This is a genomic window from Aquisalimonas sp. APHAB1-3 (assembly GCF_048323695.1).
GTDB lineage: Bacteria > Pseudomonadota > Gammaproteobacteria > Nitrococcales > Aquisalimonadaceae > Aquisalimonas.
In genome coordinates this window covers 93,085-118,577 of the sequence record NZ_JBLWFT010000008.1, presented here as the reverse complement: position 1 = coordinate 118,577, position 25,493 = coordinate 93,085, and the positions used below count along the sequence as shown (strand labels likewise).

Annotated in this window: 36 protein-coding genes; 33 read left to right on the top strand and 3 right to left on the bottom strand. The window is 64.3% G+C overall.

Features of this window, described 5'->3' with window-relative positions; genetic code table 11:
* Positions 1-4: 4 nt before the first annotated feature.
* The 28 genes from rplB to ACNSTU_RS12550 all read left to right on the top strand — a co-directional run bounded on the left by rplB (position 5) and on the right by ACNSTU_RS12550 (position 16,150).
* Positions 5-841 (top strand): 50S ribosomal protein L2, encoded by an 837-nt coding sequence (rplB, locus tag ACNSTU_RS12685; RefSeq protein ID WP_290634227.1) that lies wholly within the window; start codon positions 5-7, stop codon positions 839-841.
* Between the two features lie 18 nt (positions 842-859).
* A complete protein-coding gene (gene rpsS, locus ACNSTU_RS12680) occupies positions 860-1,135 on the top strand; it encodes a 30S ribosomal protein S19 (protein ID WP_290634229.1) in 276 nt (91 codons plus the stop codon).
* Positions 1,136-1,144: 9 nt separating this feature from the next.
* Complete coding sequence (gene rplV / locus ACNSTU_RS12675) at positions 1,145-1,477, top strand: 50S ribosomal protein L22 (RefSeq protein WP_091645224.1); 333 nt, start codon at positions 1,145-1,147, stop codon at positions 1,475-1,477.
* Between the two features lie 12 nt (positions 1,478-1,489).
* Positions 1,490-2,173, top strand: a complete 684-nt coding sequence (gene rpsC, locus ACNSTU_RS12670) for a 30S ribosomal protein S3 (RefSeq protein WP_290634232.1) — start codon at positions 1,490-1,492, stop codon at positions 2,171-2,173.
* 13 nt (positions 2,174-2,186) lie between these two features.
* Positions 2,187-2,600 carry a 50S ribosomal protein L16 gene (gene rplP / locus ACNSTU_RS12665; RefSeq protein WP_091645228.1) on the top strand — a complete coding sequence of 138 codons (414 nt, stop codon included), beginning with the start codon at positions 2,187-2,189 and terminating at the stop codon, positions 2,598-2,600.
* Positions 2,600-2,803 carry a 50S ribosomal protein L29 gene (gene rpmC, locus ACNSTU_RS12660; RefSeq protein WP_290634235.1) on the top strand — a complete coding sequence of 68 codons (204 nt, stop codon included), beginning with the start codon at positions 2,600-2,602 and terminating at the stop codon, positions 2,801-2,803. The genes rplP and rpmC overlap by 1 nt, the downstream gene beginning before the upstream one ends.
* Positions 2,800-3,063 (top strand): 30S ribosomal protein S17, encoded by a 264-nt coding sequence (gene rpsQ, locus ACNSTU_RS12655; RefSeq protein ID WP_290634237.1) that lies wholly within the window; start codon positions 2,800-2,802, stop codon positions 3,061-3,063. The genes rpmC and rpsQ overlap by 4 nt, the downstream gene beginning before the upstream one ends.
* A gap of 66 nt (positions 3,064-3,129) precedes the next feature.
* On the top strand, positions 3,130-3,498 hold the full coding sequence (gene rplN, locus ACNSTU_RS12650; protein ID WP_091645233.1) for a 50S ribosomal protein L14: 369 nt from the start codon (positions 3,130-3,132) through the stop codon (positions 3,496-3,498).
* A gap of 16 nt (positions 3,499-3,514) precedes the next feature.
* Positions 3,515-3,835, top strand: a complete 321-nt coding sequence (gene rplX, locus ACNSTU_RS12645) for a 50S ribosomal protein L24 (protein WP_290634240.1) — start codon at positions 3,515-3,517, stop codon at positions 3,833-3,835.
* An 8-nt stretch (positions 3,836-3,843) separates the two neighbouring features.
* Positions 3,844-4,383, top strand: coding sequence for a 50S ribosomal protein L5 (gene rplE / locus ACNSTU_RS12640; protein WP_290634241.1), 540 nt, complete (start codon positions 3,844-3,846; stop codon positions 4,381-4,383).
* Positions 4,384-4,394: 11 nt separating this feature from the next.
* Entirely contained in the window at positions 4,395-4,700 is a 306-nt protein-coding gene (gene rpsN / locus ACNSTU_RS12635; protein WP_091645239.1) for a 30S ribosomal protein S14, read from the top strand.
* A gap of 44 nt (positions 4,701-4,744) precedes the next feature.
* A complete protein-coding gene (gene rpsH, locus ACNSTU_RS12630) occupies positions 4,745-5,140 on the top strand; it encodes a 30S ribosomal protein S8 (RefSeq protein WP_091645241.1) in 396 nt (131 codons plus the stop codon).
* Between the two features lie 16 nt (positions 5,141-5,156).
* Entirely contained in the window at positions 5,157-5,690 is a 534-nt protein-coding gene (gene rplF, locus ACNSTU_RS12625) for a 50S ribosomal protein L6 (protein WP_290634244.1), read from the top strand.
* A 12-nt stretch (positions 5,691-5,702) separates the two neighbouring features.
* The gene (gene rplR / locus ACNSTU_RS12620) at positions 5,703-6,056 is read left to right on the top strand and encodes a 50S ribosomal protein L18 (RefSeq protein ID WP_290634246.1); all 354 of its coding nucleotides are present in this window, start codon (positions 5,703-5,705) and stop codon (positions 6,054-6,056) included.
* A gap of 15 nt (positions 6,057-6,071) precedes the next feature.
* Positions 6,072-6,572 (top strand): 30S ribosomal protein S5, encoded by a 501-nt coding sequence (gene rpsE / locus ACNSTU_RS12615; protein WP_290634248.1) that lies wholly within the window; start codon positions 6,072-6,074, stop codon positions 6,570-6,572.
* Positions 6,573-6,574: 2 nt separating this feature from the next.
* Entirely contained in the window at positions 6,575-6,763 is a 189-nt protein-coding gene (rpmD, locus tag ACNSTU_RS12610) for a 50S ribosomal protein L30 (RefSeq protein WP_091645247.1), read from the top strand.
* Between the two features lie 3 nt (positions 6,764-6,766).
* Positions 6,767-7,201 carry a 50S ribosomal protein L15 gene (rplO, locus tag ACNSTU_RS12605; protein WP_290634252.1) on the top strand — a complete coding sequence of 145 codons (435 nt, stop codon included), beginning with the start codon at positions 6,767-6,769 and terminating at the stop codon, positions 7,199-7,201.
* A gap of 34 nt (positions 7,202-7,235) precedes the next feature.
* Positions 7,236-8,567, top strand: coding sequence for a preprotein translocase subunit SecY (secY, locus tag ACNSTU_RS12600; RefSeq protein ID WP_290634254.1), 1,332 nt, complete (start codon positions 7,236-7,238; stop codon positions 8,565-8,567).
* Between the two features lie 100 nt (positions 8,568-8,667).
* Positions 8,668-8,781 carry a 50S ribosomal protein L36 gene (rpmJ, locus tag ACNSTU_RS12595; RefSeq protein WP_070977974.1) on the top strand — a complete coding sequence of 38 codons (114 nt, stop codon included), beginning with the start codon at positions 8,668-8,670 and terminating at the stop codon, positions 8,779-8,781.
* Positions 8,782-8,856: 75 nt separating this feature from the next.
* The gene (rpsM, locus tag ACNSTU_RS12590; RefSeq protein WP_290634258.1) at positions 8,857-9,216 is read left to right on the top strand and encodes a 30S ribosomal protein S13; all 360 of its coding nucleotides are present in this window, start codon (positions 8,857-8,859) and stop codon (positions 9,214-9,216) included.
* 51 nt (positions 9,217-9,267) lie between these two features.
* A complete protein-coding gene (gene rpsK, locus ACNSTU_RS12585; protein WP_290634260.1) occupies positions 9,268-9,657 on the top strand; it encodes a 30S ribosomal protein S11 in 390 nt (129 codons plus the stop codon).
* A 17-nt stretch (positions 9,658-9,674) separates the two neighbouring features.
* Positions 9,675-10,295 (top strand): 30S ribosomal protein S4, encoded by a 621-nt coding sequence (gene rpsD, locus ACNSTU_RS12580; RefSeq protein ID WP_290634262.1) that lies wholly within the window; start codon positions 9,675-9,677, stop codon positions 10,293-10,295.
* Positions 10,296-10,342: 47 nt separating this feature from the next.
* Positions 10,343-11,341, top strand: a complete 999-nt coding sequence (locus ACNSTU_RS12575) for a DNA-directed RNA polymerase subunit alpha (RefSeq protein WP_290634264.1) — start codon at positions 10,343-10,345, stop codon at positions 11,339-11,341.
* 45 nt (positions 11,342-11,386) lie between these two features.
* On the top strand, positions 11,387-11,791 hold the full coding sequence (rplQ, locus tag ACNSTU_RS12570; protein ID WP_290634266.1) for a 50S ribosomal protein L17: 405 nt from the start codon (positions 11,387-11,389) through the stop codon (positions 11,789-11,791).
* Between the two features lie 204 nt (positions 11,792-11,995).
* Positions 11,996-13,699, top strand: coding sequence for a hypothetical protein (locus ACNSTU_RS12565; RefSeq protein ID WP_418212435.1), 1,704 nt, complete (start codon positions 11,996-11,998; stop codon positions 13,697-13,699).
* Positions 13,700-13,968: 269 nt separating this feature from the next.
* On the top strand, positions 13,969-14,697 hold the full coding sequence (locus ACNSTU_RS12560; RefSeq protein ID WP_290630542.1) for an SAM hydrolase/SAM-dependent halogenase family protein: 729 nt from the start codon (positions 13,969-13,971) through the stop codon (positions 14,695-14,697).
* Between the two features lie 47 nt (positions 14,698-14,744).
* On the top strand, positions 14,745-15,011 hold the full coding sequence (locus ACNSTU_RS12555) for a DUF6489 family protein (protein ID WP_290630540.1): 267 nt from the start codon (positions 14,745-14,747) through the stop codon (positions 15,009-15,011).
* A 152-nt stretch (positions 15,012-15,163) separates the two neighbouring features.
* On the top strand, positions 15,164-16,150 hold the full coding sequence (locus ACNSTU_RS12550) for a malate dehydrogenase (RefSeq protein WP_290630538.1): 987 nt from the start codon (positions 15,164-15,166) through the stop codon (positions 16,148-16,150).
* A gap of 94 nt (positions 16,151-16,244) precedes the next feature.
* On the opposite strand, the gene uvrA is transcribed toward ACNSTU_RS12550, so the two are convergent.
* Positions 16,245-19,097: an excinuclease ABC subunit UvrA gene (gene uvrA, locus ACNSTU_RS12545; RefSeq protein WP_290630536.1), complete on the bottom strand. Its 2,853-nt coding sequence runs from the start codon at positions 19,095-19,097 to the stop codon at positions 16,245-16,247.
* Between the two features lie 169 nt (positions 19,098-19,266).
* Between uvrA and ACNSTU_RS12540 the strand changes: the two genes are divergently transcribed.
* Together ACNSTU_RS12540 and ssb are read left to right on the top strand one after the other, a co-directional pair.
* Positions 19,267-20,463: an MFS transporter gene (locus ACNSTU_RS12540; RefSeq protein WP_290630534.1), complete on the top strand. Its 1,197-nt coding sequence runs from the start codon at positions 19,267-19,269 to the stop codon at positions 20,461-20,463.
* Positions 20,464-20,583: 120 nt separating this feature from the next.
* Entirely contained in the window at positions 20,584-21,054 is a 471-nt protein-coding gene (ssb, locus tag ACNSTU_RS12535) for a single-stranded DNA-binding protein (RefSeq protein WP_290630532.1), read from the top strand.
* A gap of 78 nt (positions 21,055-21,132) precedes the next feature.
* Here ssb and ACNSTU_RS12530 read toward each other — a convergent pair whose 3' ends face one another.
* Together ACNSTU_RS12530 and ACNSTU_RS12525 are read right to left on the bottom strand one after the other, a co-directional pair.
* Complete coding sequence (locus ACNSTU_RS12530) at positions 21,133-21,432, bottom strand: DUF4168 domain-containing protein (RefSeq protein WP_290637179.1); 300 nt, start codon at positions 21,430-21,432, stop codon at positions 21,133-21,135.
* A gap of 151 nt (positions 21,433-21,583) precedes the next feature.
* Positions 21,584-21,760 (bottom strand): hypothetical protein, encoded by a 177-nt coding sequence (locus ACNSTU_RS12525; protein ID WP_290630528.1) that lies wholly within the window; start codon positions 21,758-21,760, stop codon positions 21,584-21,586.
* Between the two features lie 612 nt (positions 21,761-22,372).
* Here ACNSTU_RS12525 and ACNSTU_RS12520 point away from each other — a divergent pair.
* From ACNSTU_RS12520 to ACNSTU_RS12510, 3 genes are all read left to right on the top strand, one after another.
* Positions 22,373-24,052 carry a hypothetical protein gene (locus ACNSTU_RS12520; protein ID WP_418212434.1) on the top strand — a complete coding sequence of 560 codons (1,680 nt, stop codon included), beginning with the start codon at positions 22,373-22,375 and terminating at the stop codon, positions 24,050-24,052.
* Between the two features lie 159 nt (positions 24,053-24,211).
* Positions 24,212-24,994 (top strand): hypothetical protein, encoded by a 783-nt coding sequence (locus ACNSTU_RS12515; protein WP_418212433.1) that lies wholly within the window; start codon positions 24,212-24,214, stop codon positions 24,992-24,994.
* A 13-nt stretch (positions 24,995-25,007) separates the two neighbouring features.
* Positions 25,008-25,460, top strand: coding sequence for a Slp family lipoprotein (locus ACNSTU_RS12510; RefSeq protein ID WP_418212432.1), 453 nt, complete (start codon positions 25,008-25,010; stop codon positions 25,458-25,460).
* Positions 25,461-25,493 lie beyond the last annotated feature (33 nt).

Genomic DNA, 25,493 nt, shown 5'->3' with positions numbered 1-25,493 from the left:
AACCATGTCACTGCTCAAGGCGAAACCGACATCACCAGGGCGCCGCTTTGTCGTCCAGATTCGGAACGACGAGCTGCACAAGGGCGCACCGTATGCGCCGCTGGTCGAGAAGAAGTCGCGGACGGGCGGCCGCAACAATGCCGGGCGGATCACCACTCGGCACCGGGGCGGCGGTCACAAGCAGCAATACCGCGTTATCGACTTCAAGCGCAACAAGGACGGCATTCCGGCCAAGGTCGAGCGCCTGGAATATGACCCCAATCGTAGCGCGAATATCGCATTGCTACTTTATGCGGACGGCGAGAGAAGGTATATTATCGCGCCTCGCGGGGTTCGGGTCGGTGCCGCGATCAGTTCCGGACAGGAAGCACCGATCAAGCCCGGGAATGCGCTGCCGATGCGCAGCATCCCGATTGGTACGCAGATTCATTGTATTGAGCTGCGTCCGGGCAAGGGAGCACAGCTTGTCCGCTCCGCGGGAACGTCGGCACAGCTGGTCGCCCGCGAAGGCAGCTACGCAACCATCCGGCTGCGGTCGGGCGAAATGCGGAAGGTGCCGACGGAATGCAAGGCGACGGTTGGCGAAGTCGGCAACCAGGAACACAGCCTGCGCTCTCTGGGCAAGGCCGGGGCCACGCGCTGGCGTGGGCATCGGCCGACGGTTCGTGGCGTGGTCATGAACCCGGTCGATCACCCCCACGGGGGTGGTGAGGGTCGCACGTCCGGTGGTCGCCATCCGGTGACCCCCTGGGGCGTCCCGACCAAGGGTTACAAGACGCGCAAGAACAAGCGGACGGATCAGTACATCGTTCGCGCCCGCGGTAAGAAGAAGCGCAGCTAACAGGTAGAGGTCGTACTCGTGCCACGTTCAATGAAAAAGGGTCCGTTCGTCGATAGCCACCTGCTCAAGAAAGTTCTTGATGCGGCTGACGCGAACTCCAAGCGGCCGATCAAGACCTGGTCGCGGCGCTCAATGGTCGTCCCCGACATGGTCGGGCTCACCATCGCCGTGCACAACGGCCGGCAGCATGTGCCGGTGCTCATCAACGAAGAGATGGTCGGCCACAAGCTTGGCGAGTTCGCGGTGACGCGGACGTATCGCGGCCACATGGCTGACAAGAAGTCCAAACGGTAGGGGTGACTCATGGAAGTCGCAGCGAAACACAGGTATGCCCTGATCTCGCCGCAGAAAGTGCGGCTGGTCGCCGATCAGATCCGGGGTCAGTCCGTGGGCTCCGCCCTGCAGACGCTTGAGTTCAGCCCCAAGAAGGCTTCGGGGATCGTCCGCAAGGTGCTGCTGTCGGCCATTGCCAATGCCGAGCACAATGACGGCGCTGATATCGACGAGCTTCGTGTGTCGTCGATCATGGTTGACGAAGGGCCGATGTACAAGCGGATCCAGGCGCGCGCCAAGGGCCGCGCGAACCGGATCCTCAAGCGCACCAGCCACATCACCGTCAAGGTGGCTGAGGAGTAAACGGGAGCAGTCATGGGTCATAAAGTCCACCCGACCGGATTTCGTCTGGGCGTCACTGAAGACTGGCGTTCCATGTGGTACGCCAAGAGCACCGATTTCGGTGACTACCTGAACACGGATCTCAAGGTCCGCGAGTTCATCAAGAAGAAGCTCTCGCATGCATCCGTGAGCACGATCCGGATCGAGCGGCCGCCGAAGAACGCGCTGGTTACGATCTACACCGCGCGGCCTGGGATGGTGATCGGCAAGAAGGGCGAGGACATCGAAGTCCTGCGTCGGGAAGTGAGCAAGCTGATGGGTGTGCCCGTGCACATCAACATCGAGGAAGTTCGCAAGCCCGAGCTCGACGCCCAGCTGGTGGCGGAAAACGTGGCCCAGCAACTCGAGCGGCGGATCATGTTCCGTCGGGCGACGAAGCGCGCCGTCGGCAACGCCATGCGGCTTGGTGCCCAGGGCATCAAGATCAATGTGGCCGGCCGGCTGAACGGTGCCGAGATTGCACGCACCGAGTGGTATCGCGAAGGCCGTGTGCCGCTGCATACCCTGCGGGCGAATATCGACTACGGCTTCGCCGAGGCGCACACCACGTATGGTGTGATCGGTGTGAAGGTGTGGGTGTTCAAGGGCGAGATCCTGGAGCCGGAGTTCTTCCAGAAAGGGGAAGGCAAGGTGGATCGCGCCGGGGCGACCAAGTAAGGATTAACTAGCCATGTTGCAACCCAAGCGGACGAAATTTCGCAAGCAGCAGAAGGGCCGGAATTACGGGCTGGCGAACCGGGGCGACAAGGTTAGCTTCGGTGAGTTCGGCATGAAGGCCACGACCCGCGGCCCTGTGACGGCGCGTCAGATCGAGGCGGCCCGCCGGGCGATCAACCGCTACGTACGTCGTGGCGGCAAGATCTGGATTCGGGTCTTTCCCGACTACCCGGTGACCTCGAAGCCGCTGGAAGTGCGCCAGGGCAAGGGCAAGGGCAACGTGGACCATTGGGCCGCGCGTATCCAGCCCGGTCGCGTGCTTTATGAGATTGAAGGGGTTTCGGAAGAAGTGGCCCGCGAGGCGTTTCGCCTGGCAGCGGCGAAGCTTCCGGTGAAGACCCGGTTTGTTTCCCGGACGGTGCTGTGATGAAAGCAAGCGAACTTCGGAATAAAGGTATCGGCGAGCTCGAGAAGGAGCTGCTTGAGAAGCGCAAGGAGCAGTTCAATCTGCGCATGCAGGCAGCGACCGGACAGCTGGGTCGGCCTGATCTTGCCAAAGCCGCGCGCCGTGACGTTGCGCGGATCAAGACCGTGCTGAACGAAAAGCGCAAGGCGGGTGAGCAGTCATGAGTGAGCAGACGAAAACCAGGCGGACGCAGGTCGGCCGTGTTGTGAGTGCAAAGATGGACCGGACGATTACGGTCTACTTCGAGCGCATGGTGAAACATCCGCTGTACGGTAAGTTCATCCGTCGTTCGACCAAGCTCCACGCGCACGACGAGAACAACGAGTGTCAGGAAGGGGACTGGGTGTCGGTGGAAGAATGCCGTCCGATCTCCAAGACCAAGTCCTGGAAACTCGTCGAAGTGGTCGAGCGCGCGCGCCGGTAACAGGTTACGGCGACCGGATGCAGTCAGCCGGTGGCCCTGAGGAACAACTGAAGCGGGTAGAACACGATGATTCAGATGCAGACCCTGCTGGATGCGGCGGACAACAGTGGCGCCCGCGAAGTCCAGTGTATCAAGGTCCTTGGCGGCTCCCGGCGCCGGTATGCCGCCATTGGCGACATCATCAAGGTGAGCGTCAAGGAGGCCATCCCGCGTGGCCGCGTCAAGAAGGGCGAGGTGTACAACGCCGTTGTTGTTCGCACCCGCAAGGGCGTCCGCCGGCCAGACGGTTCGGTGATCCGTTTCGACGGCAATGCCGCGGTGCTGCTGAACAACCAGCTGGCCCCTGTCGGTACGCGCGTCTTCGGTCCCGTGACCCGTGAGCTGCGGACGACGCAGTTCATGCGGATTATTTCGCTGGCACCTGAAGTGCTGTAAGCGGAGAGAGGATCTCATGCAGAAGATCAAGAAGGGTGACGACGTCATTGTTGTCGCCGGAAAGGACAAAGGCCGCCGCGGAACCGTCGTGCGCGTGTTGCGCGACGACAACCAGGTGGTGGTCGAGAACGTCAACATGGTCAAGCGCCATATCAAGGCGAACCCGCAGCGTGGTGAGTCTGGCGGCATCCAGGAGAAGGAAGCGCCGGTGGATCTGTCGAATGTGCAGCTCTACAACCACAAGGCTGGAAAGGGTGACCGTGTTGGCATCAAGGTGATGGAGGACGGCCGCAAGGCTCGTTACTTCAAGTCGAACAACGAACCCGTCGACGCGTAGGTGTGGTCATGGTCAGGTTGCAGCAGCAATACAGAAACGAGGTGATCGGGCAACTGCGTGAGCAGTTTAACTTCCGTAATGTCATGGAAGTGCCGCGGATCACCAAGGTGACCGTGAACATGGGTCTCGGGGAGGCGGTCAAAGACAAGAAGATCGTTGATAATGCCATGTCCGACATGGCCGCCCTGACGGGGCAGAAGCCCACGATCACGTATACGCGGAAGTCGATTGCCGGCTTCAAGATTCGCGACGGCTGGCCCATCGGCTGCAAGGTGACGCTGCGTCGGGACGTCATGTGGGAATTCCTGGACCGCTTCATCAACGTGGCGGCGCCAAGGATTCGCGACTTCCGCGGGTTCTCCCCGAAGTCCTTCGACGGACGGGGTAACTACAACCTGGGTGTTCGTGAGCAGATCATCTTCCCGGAGCTTGAGTTCGACAAGGTCGACAAGATCCGCGGGATGGACATCACGATCACGACCACCGCGAAGACAGACGAGCAAGGCCAGGCGCTGCTGGAAGCGTTCGGCTTTCCGTTCCGGAAATAGACGAGGACGATATGGCAAAGGCTTCGATGGTGGCGCGTGAAGAGAAGCGAGCGCGCCTCGTTCGCAAATACGCCGAGAAGCGCAAGGCGCTCAAGGCCGTGATTCAGAACCCTGAAAGCACGGAAGACGAGAAGCTGGATGCGCAGGAGAAGCTGCAGAACCTGCCGCGGAACTCCAGCCCGGTACGGCAGCGGAATCGCTGTCAGGTCACCGGCCGGCCGCGCGGCTACTACCGCAAGTTTGGCCTCGCGCGGAACAAGCTGCGGGAAGAAGCGATGAAAGGGATGATTCCAGGGCTGACCAAGTCCAGCTGGTAATCGTCTTTCACGGCCCGGATACAGACAAGACAGGTAAGTACAGCATGAGCATGACAGATCCTATTGCGGATCTCCTGACCCGCATTCGCAACGCACAGACTGCGAACAAGGCAGAGGTCTCCGTGCCTTCCTCCAAGCTGAAGCAGGCCGTCGCCGGCGTGCTCAAGGAGGAAGGTTACATCGAGGATTTCCGCATCGAAGGCGAGGAGAAGAAGCCGGTGATCGTCATCCGGCTCAAGTACTTCCAGGGCCAGCCCGTGATCGAGCGGATCCAGCGGGTGAGCCGTCCGGGCCTGCGGATTTTCAAGGACAAGACCTCCCTCCCGAAGGTCAACGGAGGGCTGGGGGTCGCGATTATTTCCACCTCACGCGGGGTTATGACCGACCGCGCCGCGCGGACTGCGGGCGTTGGCGGTGAGGTCCTCTGCGAGGTCTTCTAAAGACAGGATCAGATCCATGTCCAGAGTAGCAAAGCAGCCGATCAAGATTCCGTCCGGCGTCGAGGTGAAGTTCGATGGCAAGGACGTGACGGTCAAGAGCAGCAAGGGCGAGCTCAACTTCCACATCCATGACGAAGTCAACGTCGTGGAGGAAGAGGGTGAGCTGCGGTGCAGCGCGGTCAAGGAACGTCAGTCGAGCATCGCGCTGGCGGGCACCACTCGCGCGGTCCTGAACAACATGGTCACCGGGGTGTCCGAAGGGTTCGAGCGCAAGCTGGAACTGCGAGGTGTCGGTTACCGTGCCCAGGCTCAGGGTAATAACCTGAACCTCACGCTCGGGTTTTCCCATCCGGTGAACTACGCCGTGCCGGACGGGATTGCCGTCGAGACGCCGAGCCAGACCGAGATCGTGGTCAAGGGCATCGATAAACAACGCGTTGGCGAAGTGGCCGCACAGATTCGCGCCTACCGTCCCCCGGAGCCGTACAAGGGCAAGGGTGTTCGGTACGTGGGCGAACGTGTGGTCATGAAAGAAGCCAAGAAGAAGTAGCAGGTAGGGATTATGGATAAGAAGGCAGCACGTCTGCGCCGTGCCCGTCGGGGCCGGATGAAGATCCGCGAGCTGGGCACCTACCGGCTGAGTGTCCATCGGACGCCGCGGCACATGTACGCTCAGGTCATCGAGGCCGACGGCAGCAAGACCGTCGCGTCTGCGAGTACCCTGGAGAAGGATCTGCGCGGCAAGCTCTCCTCCACCGGAGGAGCCACCGCTGCGGAGGCGGTCGGCAAGCTGATTGCCGAGCGGGCGAAGGCCGCAGGCGTCGAGCGCGTGGCGTTCGACCGGTCCGGCTTCCAGTATCATGGCCGCGTTCGGGCGCTGGCCGATGCCGCCCGCGAAGGCGGACTGCAGTTCTAACGGAGGCATGTAACGATGGCGATGAACGACAGCAACACCGACGGCCTCCAGGAAAAGCTGATTACGGTCAATCGTGTGGCCAAGGTCGTCAAGGGTGGCCGCCAGTTCGGGTTCACGGCGCTGACAGTGGTCGGTGACGGCGAAGGCCGGGTCGGCTTCGGATACGGCAAGGCGCGGGAAGTTCCCGCTGCGATCCAGAAGGCGATGGAGAAGGCGCGTGCCAACATGGTCACCGTGCGCCTGAACGGCGGCACGCTGCAGTACCCCGTGACAGCCTGGCACGGCGCCAGCAAGGTGTTCATGCAGCCGGCCTCCGAGGGTACCGGAATCATCGCCGGCGGCGCGATGCGCCCCGTGTTCGAAGTCATGGGCGTGCACGACGTCCTGGCGAAGAGCCTCGGTTCCCGGAACCCCATCAACGTCGTGCGCGCCACGATCAACGGCCTTTCGGCGCTGCATTCGCCGGAGGACGTCGCGGCCAAGCGCGGCAAGACGGTCGAAGAGATCCAGGGTTAATCATGGCCAAGAAGAAGCAGCTCAACGTCACTCTGCGCCGTAGTCTGAACGGCCGCACGGAAAAGCACAGGGCCTGCGTGTCGGGTCTGGGTCTGCGCCGCATGCACCATACGGTGACGGTGGAGGATACCCCGGAGAACCGCGGCATGATCAACAAGGTCTCGTATCTGCTGAATGTCGAGGAGGCCTGAACCATGCGCCTGAATACATTGAAACCGGCTGTCGGCAGCCGTAAGGAACGCGACCGGGTCGGCCGCGGGATCTCTGCCGGCGGTGGCAAGACCGCCGGACGTGGTCACAAGGGTCAGCATTCCCGCACGGGCGGTTATACCAAGGTCGGCTTCGAGGGCGGTCAGATGCCCCTGCAGCGGCGTGTACCCAAGAGCGGGTTCCGTTCGCGCAAGTCGATGGTGACCGCCGAGGTCCGCTTGTCGGAGCTCAAGTACGTGGAAGGAGGCAACGTCGACCTGGATTCGCTGAAGAAGGCCGACGTGATCCCGACCCGCGCTCGCGCCGCGAAGATCATCGAGTCCGGCTCGGTGGAGCAGGCCGTGACCGTGAAGGGCGTCCGCGTTTCCAAGGGCGCCAGAGCCGCTATCGAGAAAGCGGGCGGTACTGTCGACGCCTAATCCGCACTTCCGCTTTTCGGCAGGCTGAGCCCAAATGTCCTCACTCGGTGGAATCGCCAAACTGACCGAAGTCCGCCAGCGCCTGATGTTCGTACTCATGGCGCTGGTGGTGTTTCGTGCTGGTACGCATCTGACCATCCCTGGTATCGACCAGGATGCGATGCAGCAGATGTTCGACCAGCAGGCCGGCACGATCCTGGACATGTTCAACATGTTCTCCGGGGGCGCGCTGGAGCGTCTGTCCATCTTCGCCATCGGTATCATGCCGTACATTTCGTCAGCGATTATCATGCAGTTGCTGTCGGCGGTGGTGCCTTACCTCGAGCAGCTCAAGAAGGAGGGCGAGGCCGGGCGGCGCAAGATCACGCAGTACACTCGCTACGGTGCCCTCGGGCTGGCCATCGTGCAGGGTATCGGGGTGTCGGTGGCGCTGCAGAACCAGGGCGTCACGCATGCCGGTGCAGGCGCCGGTTTTGACCCGGCCTTCGCGTTCACGGCCACCGTGACCCTGGCGACCGGCACGATGTTCCTCATGTGGCTCGGCGAGCAGATCACCGAGCGGGGCATCGGCAACGGCATCTCGATCATCATCTTTGCGGGGATTGTTGCCGGTCTGCCCAGCGCCATCGGCGGGACGCTCGAGCTGGCGCGCACCGGGGAGATGAGCATGCCCCTGGTGGTGGTGCTGTTCATCGGTGTGCTGCTGATTACCGCCTTCGTGGTCTTTGTTGAACGCGGGCAGCGGCGCATCACGGTGAACTACGCCAAGCGGCAGCAGGGCCGCAAGATGGTCCAGGGGCAGAGCACGCATCTGCCGCTGAAGCTCAACATGGCCGGGGTGATTCCGCCGATCTTCGCGTCGAGCATCATCCTGTTCCCGGCGACGCTTGGCACCTGGTTCAGTGATCCGGAAGGGACCGGCTTCGTCGCGCAGCTCGCGCAGACGCTCCGCCCGGGCGAGCCGTTGTATGTGCTGTTTTATGCAACGGCGATCGTTTTCTTCTGCTTCTTCTATACCGCGCTGGTGTTCAACTCGCGCGATACGGCGGACAACCTGAAGAAGTCCGGTGCGTTCATCCCAGGGATCCGCCCCGGGCAGCAGACCGCCAAGTACATCGATGGCGTGATGACCCGGCTAACCGCGGCCGGCGCGGTCTACATCACGGCCGTGTGTCTGCTGCCGGAGTTCCTGATCCTGTACTGGAACGTGCCGTTCTACTTCGGCGGGACGTCCCTGTTGATCATCGTCATTGTGGTGATGGACTTCATGGCACAGCTGCAGTCGCACCTGGTCTCCCATCAGTACGAGCCGCTGATGAAGAAGTCCAACCTGAAGTCGTTCGGCCGGTCCGGCGTGCCGCGCTGATCGGGCGCGCCGAAATCGCGATCTGGGGGCGCATTCGCCTGAAGAATCTGGTATATTACGCGCCCTTCGCGTCAGGCGCAGACAGTTTTGGAGAAAGATCATGAAGGTACGTGCTTCGGTGAAGAAGATTTGCCGGAACTGCAAGATTATCCGTCGCGGCGGTGCCGTTCGGGTGATCTGCACGGAGCCCCGGCACAAGCAGCGCCAGGGCTGAGAGGCCGGCGCTTGAAGACAGGTTACAGATTTAGCTAACATTGCGGATTTTCCGCACAAACCAGGAGTGTTGCTCATGGCGCGTATTGCTGGCGTCAATGTCCCGGACAACAAGCATGCCGTGATTGCGCTGACGTATATCTACGGTGTCGGACGGTCTGCGGCTGCGGAGATTTGCGACGAGGCCGGTGTGGCCCGGGATCGGAAGATCCGGGATCTGGCCGAGCACGAGGTCGAGGCGATTCGTAACGCCATCGGCAACAACCACCTGGTGGAAGGTGACCTGCGTCGGAAGATCGCAATGGACATCAAGCGCCTCATGGATCTGGGTTGCTACCGGGGCCTGCGGCATCGCCGCGGCATGCCGGTCCGGGGTCAGCAGACGCAGACCAACGCACGCACCCGCAAGGGTCCGCGTCGGGCGGTTCGCAAGTAATAACCATTTGGAGCCGCCCGGTGCGGCGGCCAGTAACTGGGATTCATCGCTATGGCGAAAGGTGCAACGCGGACGCGGAAACGCGTCACGAAGACGGTTGTTGACGGGATCGCGCACATCAACGCGAGCTTCAACAACACCATGATCATGATCACCGACCGGCAGGGCAACGCGCTGAGCTGGGCGAGCGCTGGTGGCAGTGGCTTCCGTGGTTCGCGCAAGAGCACCCCGTTCGCGGCCCAGGTCGCGTCGGACCGTGCCGGTACCGCGGCGAAGGACTACGGGCTGAAGAACCTGGAAGTCAGGGTCAAGGGGCCGGGGCCGGGGCGTGAATCCGCGGTTCGGGCGCTGAACAACGCCGGCTTCAAGATTACCAACATCTCCGACGTGACGCCGATCCCGCACAACGGGTGCCGTCCGCCGAAGAAGCGTCGCGTCTGACCGACTGGAGCAACTGAATGGCTAGGTATATCGGTCCCAAGTGCAAGCTGTCCCGTCGTGAAGGAACGGACCTGTTCCTCAAGAGCGGGGTCCGCTCACTGGACAGCAAGTGCAAGCTTGATACGCCGCCGGGGCAGCACGGGCAGCGGCGTACGCGCCTGTCCGACTACGGCATGCAGCTGCGCGAGAAGCAGAAGCTGCGTCGCATGTACGGCGTGCTCGAGAAGCAGTTCCGCAATTACTACAAGGAAGCGGCCCGCCGCAAGGGCGCGACCGGCGAAGAGCTGCTGCGGTTGCTGGAAGGCCGCCTCGATAACGTCGTCTGGCGCATGGGCTTCGGCTCCACCCGCCAGGAGGCGCGTCAGCTGGTGAGCCATCGCGCGGTGCTGGTGAATGGCCGGGTGGTGAACGTGGCCTCGTTCCAGGTATCGCCGGGCGATGTGGTTACGATTCGCGAGAAAGCGCGGAAGCAGGAGCGTGTTCAGGCGGCTCTCGATCTCGCGCAGCAGTCCGGCTTTGTCGACTGGATTCAGGTCGACGCGAAGGGGTTCGAAGGAACGTTTCGCGCGCGTCCGGACCGGGCGGATCTGCCGGCTGAAATTAACGAGCATCTGGTGGTCGAGCTCTACTCCAAGTAATCGAGTAGTCGACACGAGCCGATCAACGACGCAGAGAGGACTTGCCGATGCAGGCCCAGTTCAAAGATTTTCTCAAGCCGCGCGTGGTAGACGTCCAGAGCGAGAGCGATACGTCCGCGCGGGTCGTCATCGAGCCGCTTGAGCGTGGGTTCGGTCACACCCTGGGCAATGCGCTGCGGCGGATCCTGCTGTCCTCCATGCCCGGTTTCGCGGTGGTGGAGGCGGAGATCGACGGCGTGCTTCACGAGTACACAGCCGTGGAAGGGGTGCAGGAAGATGTGGTTGACGTGCTGCTGAACCTGAAGCAGTTGGCTGTGCGTCTGCATTCCCGCGAAGAGGCCACGCTGAAGCTGTCGAAGAAGGGGCCGGGGGAAGTGACGGCCGCTGATATCGAAGGCGGACACGACGTCGAGATCAAGAACCCGGAGCTGGTCATTGCCCACCTGACAAAGGCAGGTGAGCTGAACATGACCATCAAGGTTGCGCGTGGTCGTGGTTACGAAGCCGTGACCCAGCGTCGTGACGATGAGGACCGCCCCATCGGCCGGCTGCAGCTGGACGCCAGTTTCTCTCCGGTGCGTCGAGTGGCATACAGCATCGAGAGCGCCCGTGTCGAGCAGCGGACTGATCTGGACAAGTTGGTCATGGAGATCGAGACCAACGGCGTCATCGAGCCCGAAGAGGCCATGAAGTTCGCCGCCGGGCTGCTGCAGGACCAGCTGTCTGTGTTCGTAGCCCTTGAGGGTGGCGAAGACTTCGCCGAGCCGGCACGCAAGGCGCCGGAAGTCGATCCGGTACTGCTGCGTCCGATCGATGATCTCGAGCTGACGGTGCGGTCCGCGAACTGTCTCAAGGCCGAGAGCATTCACTACGTGGGCGATCTGGTGCAGCGTACGGAAGTGGAACTGCTGAAGACGCCCAATCTGGGCAAGAAGTCGCTTACTGAGATCAAGGAAGTGCTGGCCTCGCACGGCCTGTCGCTGGGCATGCGCCTCGAGGACTGGCCGCCGGCCGGCCTGGGGAACCGGGAACAGGCCACGGGTTGATCGCGCGGTACGCGCGCACCGTACAAATCGAAAGGGTATAGAACCATGCGTCATCGCAAATCAGGGCGTCAACTGAATCGCAACAGCAGCCATCGTCAGGCGATGTTCCGCAACATGGCCGCGTCGCTGTTCGAGCACGAGGCCATCAAGACCACGCTGCCGAAGGCGAAGGAGCTGCGTCGTGTCGCGGAGCCGCTGATTACCCTCGCGAAGGAAGACAGCGTCGCCAAGCGCCGTGTGGCTTTCTCCCGGCTGCGGGACAAGGAGGCTGTGGGCAAGCTGTTCTCCGAGCTGGGTCCGCGCTACAAGGCCCGGCCCGGCGGCTACCTGCGGATTCTCAAGTGCGGCTTCCGCCCGGGTGACAATGCACCCATGGCGTTCGTTGAGCTGGTCGATCGGCCGCAGGTGGACGTGGAAGAAGAGGACAACGAAGAAGCGGCCGCGGGATAACCGCCGAGCCGACGTTTCGTTGACCTGAGAACCGGGCCCAGTGCCCGGTTTTTTTTGCCCTCTTCACAGGCTCAAAAGGCGCAGGAGCCGTAGTAGTCCACCAAGGACGGCCTCCGGTCACGGTGACACGACTCCGGGGCGTTTCGTCACCTCATGTAAGCTAATTGTAAGGTTGCTCCCCGTAGTCTGATCCCGCCGCCGACCATGCGTTGGCAAACAAAGGGAACAGACCGGGAGAAGACTAATGAGAAACCCGCCTTTCTGGATGCCCTCGCTCCTTCTCGGGAGTCTCATGGTCGCCGGGGTTTCGGCGGTGGGAGCAGCTCGGGTAACGGGGACCCATCCGACGACGGCAGCCCGCCCGACAGTGGCGAGACGCCCATTGCCGGGGACGCCCCCGAAGACACGGTCCGCTTTGGTCGTGCTCTGCTGCTGGAATATACCTCGAGATACGACGGCAGCACTGATTGGGCTTCCATCGAAGCGGCCTACGACGGGTCACCCGAGGACCAGCCGCAGCGCGTCGCCGTGGATGTCGACATGCTCGGCTCCGCATTGGCTAGTGCATTGCACTACATGGATGAGCAGGTGCTGGACGCTGGCGGCGGGGACGACACGATCTACGGCGACGCGTTTCATCAGAGCCTGGGTTTTCAGGAATGCCAGGCCCCTGGTAATACGAGCGTTGATGCAAACGGGATAACATTCGACAACAGCTGCATCGTGGTCACCGCCCTTGATGACCGGGAGATTGTCCTCACGGGTGAAGTGACTTGGCAGGACGACCCGAGTCTGCCCTGGTCCGTCCCAGGGGACCAACCGACCCGCCTGGTGGAGTTCGAGAATCTGGACGTGGACTGGAATGGCCAGAGCTTTGTGATGAACGGCGCCCTGGCTGATGAACCTTCGATGTTCAACGATCCCGACGACCCCGACGCCCGTCCCGGCGGACTCCTGCACATGGCTTGGGATGCAACCCACCAGGGGACCAACCGGACATTCCGCTTCGCCCGCCGTTTCCAGAATACGCTGGTCAATCCAGGGGCTGCCGATGATCTGGCATACCATCCGGATCTCGGCGCAATCGCAAACCTGCTTTCGGAGAGCTGGCTCGCGGGGGATACCTGTGATGATGGTGGTGTAGACGATGTCGCCCTGGGCCTTTACTCCGACACCCTGGACGACAATCTGCAGGTCGGTCTTGCCGGATGTGATGCCTATTTCTTTGTTCCCGAGTCCGCGTCCGCGAACCTTGATTCCGGCGGCGACCAGATACGGCCTGAACTGTATCGGCTGCTCGCCTCCATCGGCATGGAGAATGGCAGCCACAGCGAATGGACGCTCGATCCTGACCAGGACGACCACTATGAACTCGCTGCTCAGGATGGCCTGACCTACCTGGAACCGGAGGCCGTGGAAATCGGCAGGATTGGTGGCATTTCAGTCAACGGCGTAGACGATACCGCCTACCAGATCACTCTGAGTTTCGATCCAGATGATATTGCGGTCTCCGGCCTCACACCCGGTCAAGTAGTGGCCGGCGTTCTGCGCTTCCACGTGGCATCCCGGGGGGCGGATGGCGGGCACGCGCAGTTCTACGGTGGCGGCGTGACCGAGGAAGAATGGAGTGGAGAGCTGGCCAAAGGCGAAATCTGGGTTGACGGTGCTGGAGACATATCCCTCGTTGGACACCCCGATCAGCCGTGGCACGCGGCAATCGTCACCCCCGTGGTGGAGACAACCGTGGACCATGGTCGGCCCCGGGTTCAGATGGTCGTTTCCACTTTGGCTACCCCCGGGCAGCTCATGCAGGACGGGGATTACACGTCCGGGATCTGCCTGCGCGACGAGGGTGGGGAATGTGCCGAAGAGCTGCTCCCGAGCCTCATGGTCATCACGGAGGACTAACTCCAGGCCAAGCCCGCGCAACACGGGTGCCGGGGTGAGCAGAACGGCTCGCCCCGGTTTCGCATCGGCGGGGACGGGATGCTTACCTGCCAGACCATCAACCATCCGCCTGTCGTGTAGGACGCCTGAGTCGGTGCCGCGCCCGGGCCACAAATGGCCCGCATGATCTGGCGAGTTCGGCCTTTCCCCCGCCCCGGCCGGTAGCGCAGAATGGCGGCAACGGTGCGTGCCCGGATGGAGGCTGGGCGGCCGGGGCTGGGAGGAATGGTGTGTTTGTTCTGTTTACGGATTTTGGTCTGAATGGCCCCTACGTGGGGCAGTTGAAGGCGGCCCTGCTGCGGGGGCTCCCCAATCAGCCCGTGGTGGACCTGCTCCACGACGCACCGTCCATGGATCCCCGTGCAGCGGCCTATCTACTGGAGCCGTTCGTGCGCGGTCTGCCCGAAGACGCCATTACGGTGGCCGTGGTCGACCCGGGTGTGGGGACGGACCGGCCGGGTTGCGTGGTGGAGGCGGACGGGCGCTGGTTCGTTGGGCCCATGAACGGGCTGTTCGAATTCGTGGTGCGTCGCGCGTCCGAATGGGCTGCCTGGTCACTGGCCCCGCCACAGGGGCCGGTCGCGCCGACGTTTCATGGCCGCGACGTGTTCGCGCCCGCGGCACTCGCGCTGATGCGGGGTGATCGCTCTGTGCTGAGTGAGACGCTTGCGGACCGGCCCGGGGAAGACTGGCCCGACGATGTCCCCCGCGTGCTGTACGTGGATGCGTACGGCAACGCGATGACGGGCATTCGCGGCAGCATGCTGAGCGACGGTGCCATCGTCGAGGCGGGCGGGAAACGGTTTCCCGGGGCGTCTACCTTCGGCGACGTGGAGTTGGGGATGCCGTTCTGGTATCGCAATTCCAGCGGACTGGTGGAGGTCGCGGTCAACGGCGACAGTGCCGCGCGCGTGCTGAGTCTGGAAGCGGGGAGCCGGGTTCGACTGATTCGGCCTTGATACTGACTGATGCAGGCCGGGGCGCGCTGCGGGAGGAGGAGAGTGCAATGAAGATCAATATGGAAGTCGATGCAACGCCGGAGGAGCTGCGCCGGTTCTTCGGACTGCCCGATGTCCAGCCCCTGCATGACGAGATGCTCGCGATGATCCGCGAGCGCATGCAGCAGGGGATGGAGGGGTACGACCCGGCGAGCCTCATGGCGGCGTCGCTGCCCTCCCACCTTCAGAACATGGAGGGGATGCAGCGTGCCTTCTGGGATGCGTTTACCGGCGCCAGCGGCCGTGGTGGTGGGGGTGGAAAGTCGGATGAATGACCCGTGTACGGTGGGGCGCTCACCTCTGGTATAATCGCGCGCTGCAAGCCGTTGCGGTGCACCATCGGCCCGCAACCACAAGGCAGGCGTGGTGCCGGCAGCTGCCCTGAGAAGCGCACCCGCCCATTCGGTAGAACCGACAGGAGAACACCATGAAAGCACCCGTACGCGTTGCGGTGACCGGGGCCGCAGGACAGATCGGCTACAGTCTGCTGTTCCGGATTGCCTCTGGCGACATGCTGGGCAAGGACCAGCCGGTGATTCTGCAGCTGCTGGAGATCACGCCGGCGCTGGAAGCCCTGCAGGGCGTGGTGATGGAGATCGAGGATTGCGCATTCCCGCTGGTCGCCGGTATCACCACCAGCGACAAGGCCGAGGAGGCGTTCAAGGACGTGGACTACGCCATGCTGGTCGGTGCCCGTCCCCGTGGCCCCGGCATGGAGCGCAAGGATCTCCTGGAAGCCAATGCGGCGATCTTCTCCGTGCAGGGCAGGGCGCTCAACGATGTGGCCAGCCGTGACGTGAAGGTGCTGGTGGTTGGCAACCCGGCCAACACCAACTCGCTGATTGCCCAGCAGAACGCGCCGGACCTCGATCCCGGCCAGTTCACCGCCATGACCCGCCTGGACCACAACCGGGCCCTGGCGCAGCTGGCCAACCAGACCGGCTGTCACACTCAGGACATTACGCGACTGACGGTCTGGGGGAATCACTCCTCTACCCAGTACCCGGATATCAGCCATGCGCAGATCAAGGGTGAGCCGGCGGCCGACAAGGTCGACCGTCAGTGGTACGAGAACGAGTTCATCCCCACGGTGCAGCAGCGCGGCGCGGCGATCATCAAGGCCCGAGGCGCGTCCAGTGCGGCATCGGCGGCCAGCTCCGCAGTGGACCACATGCGCACCTGGGCGCTTGGCACTGCCGATGGCGACTGGACCAGCATGGGTATCCCGTCCGACGGCAGCTACGGCATCACCGAAGGCATCATTTACTCCTTCCCGGTGACCTGCAAGAACGGCAAGTACGAGATCGTGCAGGGCCTGGATATCGATGCGTTCAGCCGTGAGCGGATGCAGGCGACGGAGCAGGAACTGGTGGAAGAGCGGGATGCGGTGAAGCACCTGTTCCCGAACCAGTAAGCGCAGGACGCCATAGTCCGTGATTCATCGGGGCTGAAGCCCCTCCCACAGAGTGCATCATGTGGGAGGGGCTTCAGCCCCGATGCGTTTGCGCTCAGGCGCGGTGGCGGTCGGCGCCTTCGCCCGACGGCAACATCGGCGCCAGGAAGCGCCCGGTATGGGAGGCGGCAATGCCGGCCACGGCCTCCGGTGTCCCTTCCGCCACGACCTGACCCCCGCCACGGCCGCCCTCCGGTCCCAGGTCGATAACCCAGTCGGCCGTCTTGATGACATCCAGGTTGTGCTCGATGACGATGACGGTATTACCGTGGTCCCGCAGCCGGTGCAGTACCGCGAGAAGCTGGTCGATGTCGTGGAAATGCAGCCCGGTGGTGGGCTCGTCCAGGATGTAGAGGCTGCGGCCACCCTCGCGCCGGGACAGCTCCCGGGCCAGCTTCACCCGCTGTGCCTCACCGCCGGAGAGCGTGGTGGCGCTCTGGCCAAGCCGCAGGTACGACAGGCCCACCTCCATCAGCGTCTCCAGCTTGCGGCGGATCACCGGGATGGCGTGGAACACGTCCAGCGCCTGTTCCACGTCCAGTTCCAGCGCCTCGTGGATGTTCAGCCCGCGATAGCGGATCTCCAGGGTCTCGCGGTTGAAGCGCTTGCCCTTGCAGACATCGCACGGGACGTGCAGATCCGGCAGGAAATGCATCTCCACCCGTGTCACCCCTTCACCCTGGCACGCCTCGCAGCGGCCGCCCTTGACGTTGAAGCTGAAACGGCCCGGCTGGTAGCCCCGTGCCCGCGCCTCCGGGGTGCCGGCGAACAACTCGCGGATCGGCGTGAACAGCCCCGTATAGGTGGCCGGATTGGAGCGGGGCGTGCGCCCGATGGGGCTCTGGTCGATATCCACCACCTTGTCGAGCCCGTCCAGGCCGTCGACGCCGTCGCAGTCCGCGGGCTGGGTGGAGGCGCCGTTCAGTTCCCGCGCCGCCCAGGGATAGAGGGTCTCGTTGATGAGCGTGGACTTGCCCGACCCGGACACGCCGGTCACGCAGGTGAACAGCCCGCGCGGAATGGCGACATCCACACCCTGGAGGTTGTTGCCGCGGGCACCGCGGACATGAATCAGGCTGTCCGTGTCCACTGCCGTGCGCTCGGGCGGCACCGCGATCCGGCGCGTGCCGGCCAGGAACTGCCCGGTAAGGGACTCGGAGCGCTCGGCAATGGTTGTGGGCGGGCCGCTGGCGACCACGTGCCCGCCGTGCAGGCCCGGGCCCGGTCCCATGTCCACCACGTAGTCGGCGCGCCGGATGGCGTCCTCGTCGTGTTCGACCACGATCACGGTATTGCCCATATCCCGCAGCCGGGTCAGGGTCTCCAGCAGGCGGTCGTTGTCACGCTGGTGCAGGCCGATGGAGGGCTCGTCGAGCACGTACATTACGCCCACCAGGCCGGCACCGATCTGACTCGCCAGACGGATGCGCTGGGCCTCGCCGCCGGAGAGTGTGTCGGCGCTGCGGTCCAGGCTGAGGTAGTCGAGACCCACATTGGTGAGGAATGACAGGCGCTCGGCGATCTCGCGCAGGATCGGTGCAGCGATCTCGCCGCGGGCGCCATCCAGCGTCAGGCTGCGGAAGAACCCGAGGCTTTCACCCACCGGGAGCGCGGCCAGTTCGGGAAGGCCGTGTTCGTCCACCAGCACGTTGCGGGCGGCGCGGTTCAGGCGGCCGCCTCCGCATTCGGGGCAGCTGCGCGCCCGGCGGTAGCGGGCCAGCTCCTCGCGTACGATACCGGAGTCGGTCTCGCGGTAACGCCGTGCCATGTTCGGTATGACGCCCTCGAATGCGTGGGTCCGGGTCTTGGTTCCTCCCGCCGGAGTCATGTACTGGAACGCAATGGTCTCGTCGCCACTGCCATAGAGAACGGTGTCTCGAACGGTCTCCGGCAGCTCCGCGAAGGGCGTTTCGGCAGAGAAGCCGTAGTGGTCCGCCAGCGAGCGGATCATCTGATTGTAGTAGGCGTTGCGGCGGTCCCAGCCACGGATGGCACCGCCGGCCAGGCTGAGCTGCGCGTTGGTGACCACCAGCTCCGGGTCGAAGAAATCCTGCACGCCCAGTCCGTCGCAGCCGGGGCAGGCGCCCTTGGGGTTATTGAACGAGAACAGGCGTGGCTCCAGTTCATCCAGGGAGTAGCCGCACTCCGGGCATGCGTAGCGGGCCGAGAACATGATGTCGTCTGCATCCGCGTCGTCCATCCACGCCACGCGGGCGATACCGTCGCCGATCCCGAGGGCGGTCTCGAAGGAATCCGCCAGTCGGCCCGCCAGGTCGGGGCGCACCTTGAACCGGTCCACCACCGCCTCGATGGTGTGCGTCTTCTTGCCGTCCAGCGTCGGTGCCTCGTCCAGGTCCACCACGATGCCGTCGACGCGGGCGCGCACGAAACCCTGGGATTTCAGTTCCTGGATGGCGTGCTGGTGCTCCCCCTTGCGGTCCGACACCACCGGCGCCAGGAGCAGCAGCCGCCTGCCCTCCGGCAGGTCCAGCACCTGATCCACCATTTCGCTCACGGTGCACGCGTTCAACGTGACGTGGTGGTCCGGGCAGCGGGGGGTGCCCACCCGGGCGAACAGCAGGCGCAGATAGTCGTGGATCTCGGTGACCGTGCCCACCGTCGAGCGCGGATTGTGCGAGGTGGACTTCTGCTCGATGGAGATGGCCGGCGACAGCCCCTGGATCTCGTCCACGTCCGGCTTTTCCATGATCGACAGGAACTGCCGGGCATAGGCGGACAGCGATTCCACGTACCGCCGCTGCCCCTCGGCGTAGATGGTGTCGAATGCGAGCGACGACTTCCCGGAACCGGACACGCCCGTCATGACCACCAGCTGGTTGCGTGGCAGGTCGAGATCGACGTTCTGCAGGTTGTGGGTGCGGGCTCCGCGAATCCGGATGTGTTCCATGGGTACCACCGTGTTGGGCCGGGCGCGAACAGCAAACCTCCCATTCTACGCCTACCGGCGCCACCGGACGAATCCAATCGACGCCCGCGAGGTGATACCATAGCCGCGCTTCGCACCACGAGGGTTTCCATGTCGCACCACCAGCACAGTCGCCGCCGGGGGCGCCGCGATGACGTCGTTTGAACGGCGCACGGCGGCGGGCCTCGCCAGCATCTTCGGGTTGCGGATGTTCGGGCTCTTTCTCATGCTGCCCGTCTTCGCCGTGTACGGTACCGATCTCCAGGGGGCGACCCCGGCGCTGATCGGCCTGGCCATCGGCGTCTACGGGCTGACCCAGGCCTGTCTGCAGATCCCCATGGGCTTCGCCTCCGACCGCCTCGGCCGACGGCCCATCATTCTCGGCGGGTTGCTGCTGTTCGCCGTGGGGAGCGTGGTGGCCGCGCTGTCGGACCATATCGTCGGCGTCATCATCGGCCGCGCGCTGCAGGGTGGTGGTGCCATTGCGGCTGCTGTCATGGCGCTGGCGGCAGACCTGACGGCGCCGAAGCAGCGCACCATGATGATGGCCATCATCGGCATGAGTGTCGGTGGCGCGTTTCTTCTGGCGATGATTCTGGGGCCTGTGCTGGTCGGCATCGGCGGTCTCGCGCTGATCTTCTGGCTCTCCGCAGTGCTGGCCGTGGTCGCCATCGTGGTGCTGTACGCCGTCGTGCCGGTGCCGTCGCAGCAGCGCGTACACGCTGACGCCGAACCGGTCCGCAGCCAGTTCGGTGGCGTCCTGCGCAACCCCGATCTGCTGCGTCTCGATGGCGGCATTTTCATCCTGCACTTCATCCTCACCGCCGCTTTCGTGGTGCTGCCGCTGATGCTGCGCGATACCCTCTCGCTGCCCGTGGGCGCCCACTGGCAAGTCTATGTGCCCGTGCTGCTGCTCTCGGTGGTGGCCCTGGTGCCGGCGGTGATGATCAGTGAGCGCCGGCACTGGCACCGGCAGGTGATCGTCGCGGCGGTGGTCTGTCTGACCGTCGCCCAACTGGCGCTGGCCGCCGGCGGGGGCGCGGCCCCGGTGCTTCTGGTCGGGCTGTGGCTGTGGTTCGCCGCCTTCAACGTGCTGGAGGCCACGCTGCCCTCGCTGATTTCCCGCTATGCGCCAACGGAGTCCAAGGGGACGGCGCTGGGCGTCTACGCGACCTCGCAGTTCGCCGGCGCCTTTCTCGGCGGCCTCTTTGGCGGCATTGTCCACGGGCTTGGCGGTGAGGCGTGGGTGTTCCTGCTCTGCGCGCTGGGCACCATGGCCTGGCTGGTTATCATGCGTGGCATGGGGCAGGTGCCGGATCTGCGGCGCGACGCCGTTTCCGAAGCGTGACCGCCGCATCCCCCTCGTGGCCCGGCTATCGTTGCCGCGGCAAAAGCGATACATTTCCGGTTCGGGCATGGCAGGGAGCCGCCGTGCTCGGGCCACACCGATAACGAACGGAGGACCGACATGGCCCGTGGAGTCAACAAAGTCATTCTGATCGGCAACCTCGGCAAGGATCCCGAGGTGCGTTACAGTCCGAGTGGTGCCGCCGTCACCAATATGACGGTCGCCACCACCGATAACTGGAAGGACAAGCAGACCGGTGAGCGCCAGGAGAAGACCGAATGGCACCGCGTGGTGTTCTTCGGCAAGCTGGCCGAGATCGCAGGCGAGTACCTGCGCAAGGGCGCCAAGGTGTACATCGAGGGCCGGCTGCAGACGCGCAAGTGGCAGGGCCAGGACGGTCAGGACCGCTATACCACCGAAATCGTCGGCAACGACATGCAGATGCTGGACGGCCGCGGCGGCGGCGGTGGTGGCATGGGAGACAGCGGCGGTGGGAGCAACCGCAGCCAGGGGCAGGGCGGTGGCCAGCAGCCCGCGTCCCAGTCCTCGCCGGAGCCGGTGGACGACTTCGACGACGACATCCCCTTCTAAAAAGAATGGGTCCATCGAGGGGTGCGGGCGGCGGCACACGCTTCGCCGCCCGCACCCACGGCACAAACTTCGGGGACACTAGCGGTTGGCTTCGACCAGATCGCGGACGTCGCGCTTGAGCTCCGGGTCTTCCTTCACGGCCAGTGATGCCCGGCTGTATCCCTCGAGCGTCAGTCCCTCCGCTTCGATTACCTCCCGCATGTCGCGGTGCGCCTGATGCATCAGCTGGCGTCGCTGCTGACGTGACTCCGCCTGCTCGATGGCCGGCGCGTACTGCTGGCGTACGCGTTCGACGCCGGCATAGGCCTGGGAAAATGCTTCCAGGGTGACGTCATCGCCGAAGACGTCCTCTGCCGGCTCTGCCGCGTTCGTCCCCATTGCCGTACCTCCCAGTGCAAATGCCAGAGCGCCTGCAGCGATCGTGGCACTGGCTCCTTTTCCGTTGCTTGTCCTGTGTTTCCTGGCCATGGATCCGATCCTTCCTCGCCGAATGGGTTCTCAAGCGGATGCCTTTCGCCGGGGCGACGGATCAGGGGTTGGGCGGTTCCTCGATCAGATCCCGCTCCGGGAGTTCCTCCCGTTCTTCACCCCTGTCCCGTTCCGGTTCCGGTGCATCCTGCTGCGTTGGCGAGCCACACCCGGCCACCAGCATGGACGCAGTCAATGCGATGAGAACGAACGGTTTCGAGCAGCTCTTGCCTGTCATGGATTGACCTCTCTGCGCCATTGGTGAGCCCGGTTGGCCCACGGGACACACCTGCAAACACCGGGCCACCATCTCGTCTGCGCACAATCAGTGGTTTAGCGCCGTGTTCGTGCCGCTGGACGGGGGCAACCCGGTGGCCGCCGTCACCGATTGGGAACGGCGCGGTGCTGATATATCACGGCGTTATATGTTGTCGATCACCTTCCATGGGCCGCACCCCTCTCCATATCCGCCGGTGGCGCCACCTGCGCCGGAGTTCGCGGGACGCTGCGGCTGCATGTGCCGACGGCCTGACGCCCGGGACCCGTGACCGGCATCCGCTTGCCTCGATGCCCGCTGTCGGTATTTATTGATTGTTAATCAGTAGAAAAAACCAATAGTTATGAAAACTGCTCGTGTCGGCGTTACCGGCTGGCCACACAATTCTGGCCCCCTTGGTCTCCATCGCCCTGTGCTACAGCCCGCTCGTGCCCGTAACTGACTGTTCATGCGATGAAACGCAATGGGTGGCACGCGTGTTGCCATTTGGCTGGCGCGGCGCTGGTCAGCCATCTGGCGTTGACCGCCGCACGTTACGACTCGCAACGGGACGAATCAGCCCAGGAGGGATTTATGAGTCATGTACTTCAGCACGCAGCAGTACGCTCGCGGCAGGCAACCGCCCGCCGTGCCACTCTTGCAACGACCTGCTCGGTCGCCGCGCTGCTATTCGGGTTGACCGGAGCCGGGGTGGTTTCCGCCAACAACCCGGGCCTGGATCAGGCGACGGATCGTCTGGAGTCCCATGCCGATGAGCGGCCGGACAATCCCGGTGTCAACAACGCCCTCGAGCGTGCCAGGGAGAACGCGGCGCGCCGGGACGATGGCCCCGATACCACCTCCGTGCCGTCCGCGGACGGTGACGTCCCCGGCACCATGCCGTCGGGCATTCAGGCCGGCAACACGTCGGTGTCGATCGACAACAACACCATTGTTCACGTCGACCTCGGCGTGGATGTGGGCGTCTCCGGTCTGGGCGCCGGCCAGGAGGTGGGTGTTGGTGTCGACGCTGACACGAGCGTGCTCAATGACAGCAACGTTGCCGTCTCCATGGCGGAGTCGGGAGACATGCTCGTGCTGGCGAGCTCCGACAACACCACCGAGACGTCCACCAGTATCGGCGTCAACGTATCCGGCACCGGAGACGGTGACACGGGTGGCGCGCCGGACACCGACCCGGACGTGGCCGATGGTGGTGCGGACGACTCTGCCCCGGACGCCGGTGCTGATCCGGATGTGGCCGATGACGCACCGGACGCCGGTGGCGACGAAGTCGCGGGTGATCCGGGCAGCGGTGCCGGAAGCGCGGTGTCCGTGGATGCCGGCAGCGGCGCGTCCGCCGACAGCGGATCCGCCATCGGCGTGGACGCCTCGTCCGGTGAGCAGGGCGGCGCGACCAGCGTCGATGCCGGCACCGAGTCCGGTGCCGCAAGTGACACCGGTGCGAGCGTGGACGTCGCGCAGGGGCCCTCGGACACGGGGTCCGGCTCCGGCAGCAGCATCGGCGTCGATGTGGGCGCGGGCAGCGCAACCGAGTCCGGCAGCGGTGCCGACGTCGAGGTATCCGGCGGTGACGGTGCCGAAGTGGGGGCCTCGGTCGGGTCGGAGACGGCAGCGGCCAGTGACACCGGCGCCAGTGTCGACGTCCAGCAGCCCGACGGCGATTCCGGCGGCACCATCGGTGTCGATGTGGACTCCGGAAGTGCCGCCGAATCGGCCAGTGGTGCCGATGTGGACGTCGCGGCTGGTGACGGCGCTGCGAGCGTGGACGCCGATGTGGGGGCCGAAAGCGCTGCCGAGTCCGGCGTCAACGCAAGCGTCGACTCCGGCATGGATGGCGGCGCAGACGTGGCGGTGAACTCCGGTTCCGCGGCCGAGTCGAGCAGCAGCATCGGTGTGGACGCAGAGGCCGCCGGCCCTGACGCCGATGTGTCCGTCAACGCCGGCTCCGACGCCAGTGCCGCGGCCGACTCGAACGTGTCCGTGGATGTCGCTGAAGGGGGTGCACCGGAGACGGCCGCACCGGATACCGAGACGCCGGAAGCGGATGCACCGGACACCGCTGCGCCTGACGCAGAGGCACCGGAAGCCGCCGAAGCGCCGGAAGCGGATGCACCGGAAACCGCTGAGGCACCGGAGGCCGAGGCACCGGAGACCGCGGGCGGTGACGGCGCCAACGTGGAGGTCGACGTGGGCTCGGAAGCGTCCAGCGAGTCCAGTGCCGACGTGTCCGTGGAAACGGCTCAGCACTGAAGTGAGCCGAAGGCCGTAACGGCCGCGTTCCCCGGCAGCGGGGGGCAGGCCGGTGCTGGCCGGCGGCGGGATGCCGCCGGCCAGCCAACCAGCGGCGCCGTCGATCCCCATGACCGATGATCAGGCCGGTCGTCGGGCAGCAACTACAAGAGGTCGGGAATGATCATCAAATCCGGAAGCCGCCTGGTGCAGGCGCAGTCCCTCGGGCTGGCGCTCATCGTTGGCGGCGGCATGGCCCTGGATTCGGTAGCACACGCGGGCACGCAGTTTCGCCTCTCATCCGGTGCAACCTATACCACCGGTGATTACGGAACGGATACCACCATGGACGTCTGGCACGTGCCGATTACCGCACGGCTGGCAAGCGGGCCGATCGCCGCCCAGGTGACCGTTCCTTACATGGAAATCACGCGCAAGACCGCCGACGTCTCCCACACGGCGTCCGGGATGGGTGACATCGAGACTTCCCTGCGCCTCCGGGTGCTGCGGGAAGGTGACTGGCGCCCCGAGGTCGCCCTGACGGGCAAGGCCCGGTTTGCGACGGCCGACGAAGAACTGGGGCTGGCCGACGAGAACATCTACTACGGCGAAATCAATCTGGGCAAGCGCGTCGCGCACCGCGTGTACCTCTTCGGCACCCTGGGCTACCAGACACGCAAGGACACGCACCCGGAGAATGGCGATCGCGAATCCGACGAGCGCCATTACGGTACGGCAGGCCTGGATTACACGTTCACGGCGCGGACCTCCGGCGGCGTCATGGTGACGGCGCGGGAATCATGGGGGATGCAGTCCGTGGACCAGTCCACCGGCGTGATGGCGATTCCGTATCTCACCAACTCCCTGGGCGATGGCTGGCGCCTGCAGAGCTACGGCATTGCCGGTCTGTCCGAGTCGAGCCCCGACTGGGGGGCGGGCTTCTCTCTGGGTTACAACTTCTAACGGAGATTTCAGCATGACCAGGAGTGCATTCGTTGCAGGGGCCGCTGTCGTGCTGGCGGCGGTCATCACGGGGTGTTCGAGTCTGCCCGGTGAGATTCGCAACCCGCCACGGGACGCGGTTGCTTTCCACGAAGGCGCCAGCGATCCGGACGCGTTCAAGGGAGAAGAGGTCCGGTGGGGTGGCGAGATCATCGGTGTCGACAACCGCGACAGCAAGAGCTGGATAGAAGTCCTGCAGCGTCCGCTGGACGTGGATGGTCGACCGCTGGACACGGACCGCACCGGCGGCCGGTTCGTGGTGCGGGTGGACGGTTTCCTCGACCCGGCGGTGTACGCCGAGGGGCGCGATCTGACCGTGCATGGCACGATCAAGCGTGGCGCTGAGGGCGCCATCGGCAATCAGCCGTATCTGTATACCATCATTGATGCCGAGACGACCTATCTCTGGGATAGGGACGGCGACTAGGGTTGTGTCCGTGCATGAGGCGGCGGGCGGACG

Coding starts and splice junctions, on each gene's coding strand:
- ACNSTU_RS12540 (WP_290630534.1), top strand. CDS start 19,267: ATGACGTCGTTTGAACGGCGCACGGCGGCGGGCCTCGCCAGCATCTTC.
- ssb (WP_290630532.1), top strand. CDS start 20,584: ATGGCCCGTGGAGTCAACAAAGTCATTCTGATCGGCAACCTCGGCAAG.
- rplB (WP_290634227.1), top strand. CDS start 5: ATGTCACTGCTCAAGGCGAAACCGACATCACCAGGGCGCCGCTTTGTC.
- rpmJ (WP_070977974.1), top strand. CDS start 8,668: ATGAAGGTACGTGCTTCGGTGAAGAAGATTTGCCGGAACTGCAAGATT.
- rpsE (WP_290634248.1), top strand. CDS start 6,072: ATGGCGATGAACGACAGCAACACCGACGGCCTCCAGGAAAAGCTGATT.
- rpsN (WP_091645239.1), top strand. CDS start 4,395: ATGGCAAAGGCTTCGATGGTGGCGCGTGAAGAGAAGCGAGCGCGCCTC.
- ACNSTU_RS12510 (WP_418212432.1), top strand. CDS start 25,008: ATGACCAGGAGTGCATTCGTTGCAGGGGCCGCTGTCGTGCTGGCGGCG.
- rpmD (WP_091645247.1), top strand. CDS start 6,575: ATGGCCAAGAAGAAGCAGCTCAACGTCACTCTGCGCCGTAGTCTGAAC.
- rplE (WP_290634241.1), top strand. CDS start 3,844: ATGGTCAGGTTGCAGCAGCAATACAGAAACGAGGTGATCGGGCAACTG.
- rpsQ (WP_290634237.1), top strand. CDS start 2,800: ATGAGTGAGCAGACGAAAACCAGGCGGACGCAGGTCGGCCGTGTTGTG.
- ACNSTU_RS12575 (WP_290634264.1), top strand. CDS start 10,343: ATGCAGGCCCAGTTCAAAGATTTTCTCAAGCCGCGCGTGGTAGACGTC.
- rpsH (WP_091645241.1), top strand. CDS start 4,745: ATGAGCATGACAGATCCTATTGCGGATCTCCTGACCCGCATTCGCAAC.
- ACNSTU_RS12520 (WP_418212434.1), top strand. CDS start 22,373: ATGAGTCATGTACTTCAGCACGCAGCAGTACGCTCGCGGCAGGCAACC.
- rpsC (WP_290634232.1), top strand. CDS start 1,490: ATGGGTCATAAAGTCCACCCGACCGGATTTCGTCTGGGCGTCACTGAA.
- ACNSTU_RS12515 (WP_418212433.1), top strand. CDS start 24,212: ATGATCATCAAATCCGGAAGCCGCCTGGTGCAGGCGCAGTCCCTCGGG.
- rplP (WP_091645228.1), top strand. CDS start 2,187: ATGTTGCAACCCAAGCGGACGAAATTTCGCAAGCAGCAGAAGGGCCGG.
- rplN (WP_091645233.1), top strand. CDS start 3,130: ATGATTCAGATGCAGACCCTGCTGGATGCGGCGGACAACAGTGGCGCC.
- rplF (WP_290634244.1), top strand. CDS start 5,157: ATGTCCAGAGTAGCAAAGCAGCCGATCAAGATTCCGTCCGGCGTCGAG.
- rplX (WP_290634240.1), top strand. CDS start 3,515: ATGCAGAAGATCAAGAAGGGTGACGACGTCATTGTTGTCGCCGGAAAG.
- rpsM (WP_290634258.1), top strand. CDS start 8,857: ATGGCGCGTATTGCTGGCGTCAATGTCCCGGACAACAAGCATGCCGTG.
- ACNSTU_RS12530 (WP_290637179.1), bottom strand. CDS start 21,432: ATGGGGACGAACGCGGCAGAGCCGGCAGAGGACGTCTTCGGCGATGAC.
- rplO (WP_290634252.1), top strand. CDS start 6,767: ATGCGCCTGAATACATTGAAACCGGCTGTCGGCAGCCGTAAGGAACGC.
- ACNSTU_RS12525 (WP_290630528.1), bottom strand. CDS start 21,760: ATGACAGGCAAGAGCTGCTCGAAACCGTTCGTTCTCATCGCATTGACT.
- secY (WP_290634254.1), top strand. CDS start 7,236: ATGTCCTCACTCGGTGGAATCGCCAAACTGACCGAAGTCCGCCAGCGC.
- rplQ (WP_290634266.1), top strand. CDS start 11,387: ATGCGTCATCGCAAATCAGGGCGTCAACTGAATCGCAACAGCAGCCAT.
- rpsK (WP_290634260.1), top strand. CDS start 9,268: ATGGCGAAAGGTGCAACGCGGACGCGGAAACGCGTCACGAAGACGGTT.
- rplV (WP_091645224.1), top strand. CDS start 1,145: ATGGAAGTCGCAGCGAAACACAGGTATGCCCTGATCTCGCCGCAGAAA.
- ACNSTU_RS12550 (WP_290630538.1), top strand. CDS start 15,164: ATGAAAGCACCCGTACGCGTTGCGGTGACCGGGGCCGCAGGACAGATC.
- rpmC (WP_290634235.1), top strand. CDS start 2,600: ATGAAAGCAAGCGAACTTCGGAATAAAGGTATCGGCGAGCTCGAGAAG.
- rplR (WP_290634246.1), top strand. CDS start 5,703: ATGGATAAGAAGGCAGCACGTCTGCGCCGTGCCCGTCGGGGCCGGATG.
- rpsD (WP_290634262.1), top strand. CDS start 9,675: ATGGCTAGGTATATCGGTCCCAAGTGCAAGCTGTCCCGTCGTGAAGGA.
- ACNSTU_RS12565 (WP_418212435.1), top strand. CDS start 11,996: ATGCGTTGGCAAACAAAGGGAACAGACCGGGAGAAGACTAATGAGAAA.
- uvrA (WP_290630536.1), bottom strand. CDS start 19,097: ATGGAACACATCCGGATTCGCGGAGCCCGCACCCACAACCTGCAGAAC.
- ACNSTU_RS12555 (WP_290630540.1), top strand. CDS start 14,745: ATGAAGATCAATATGGAAGTCGATGCAACGCCGGAGGAGCTGCGCCGG.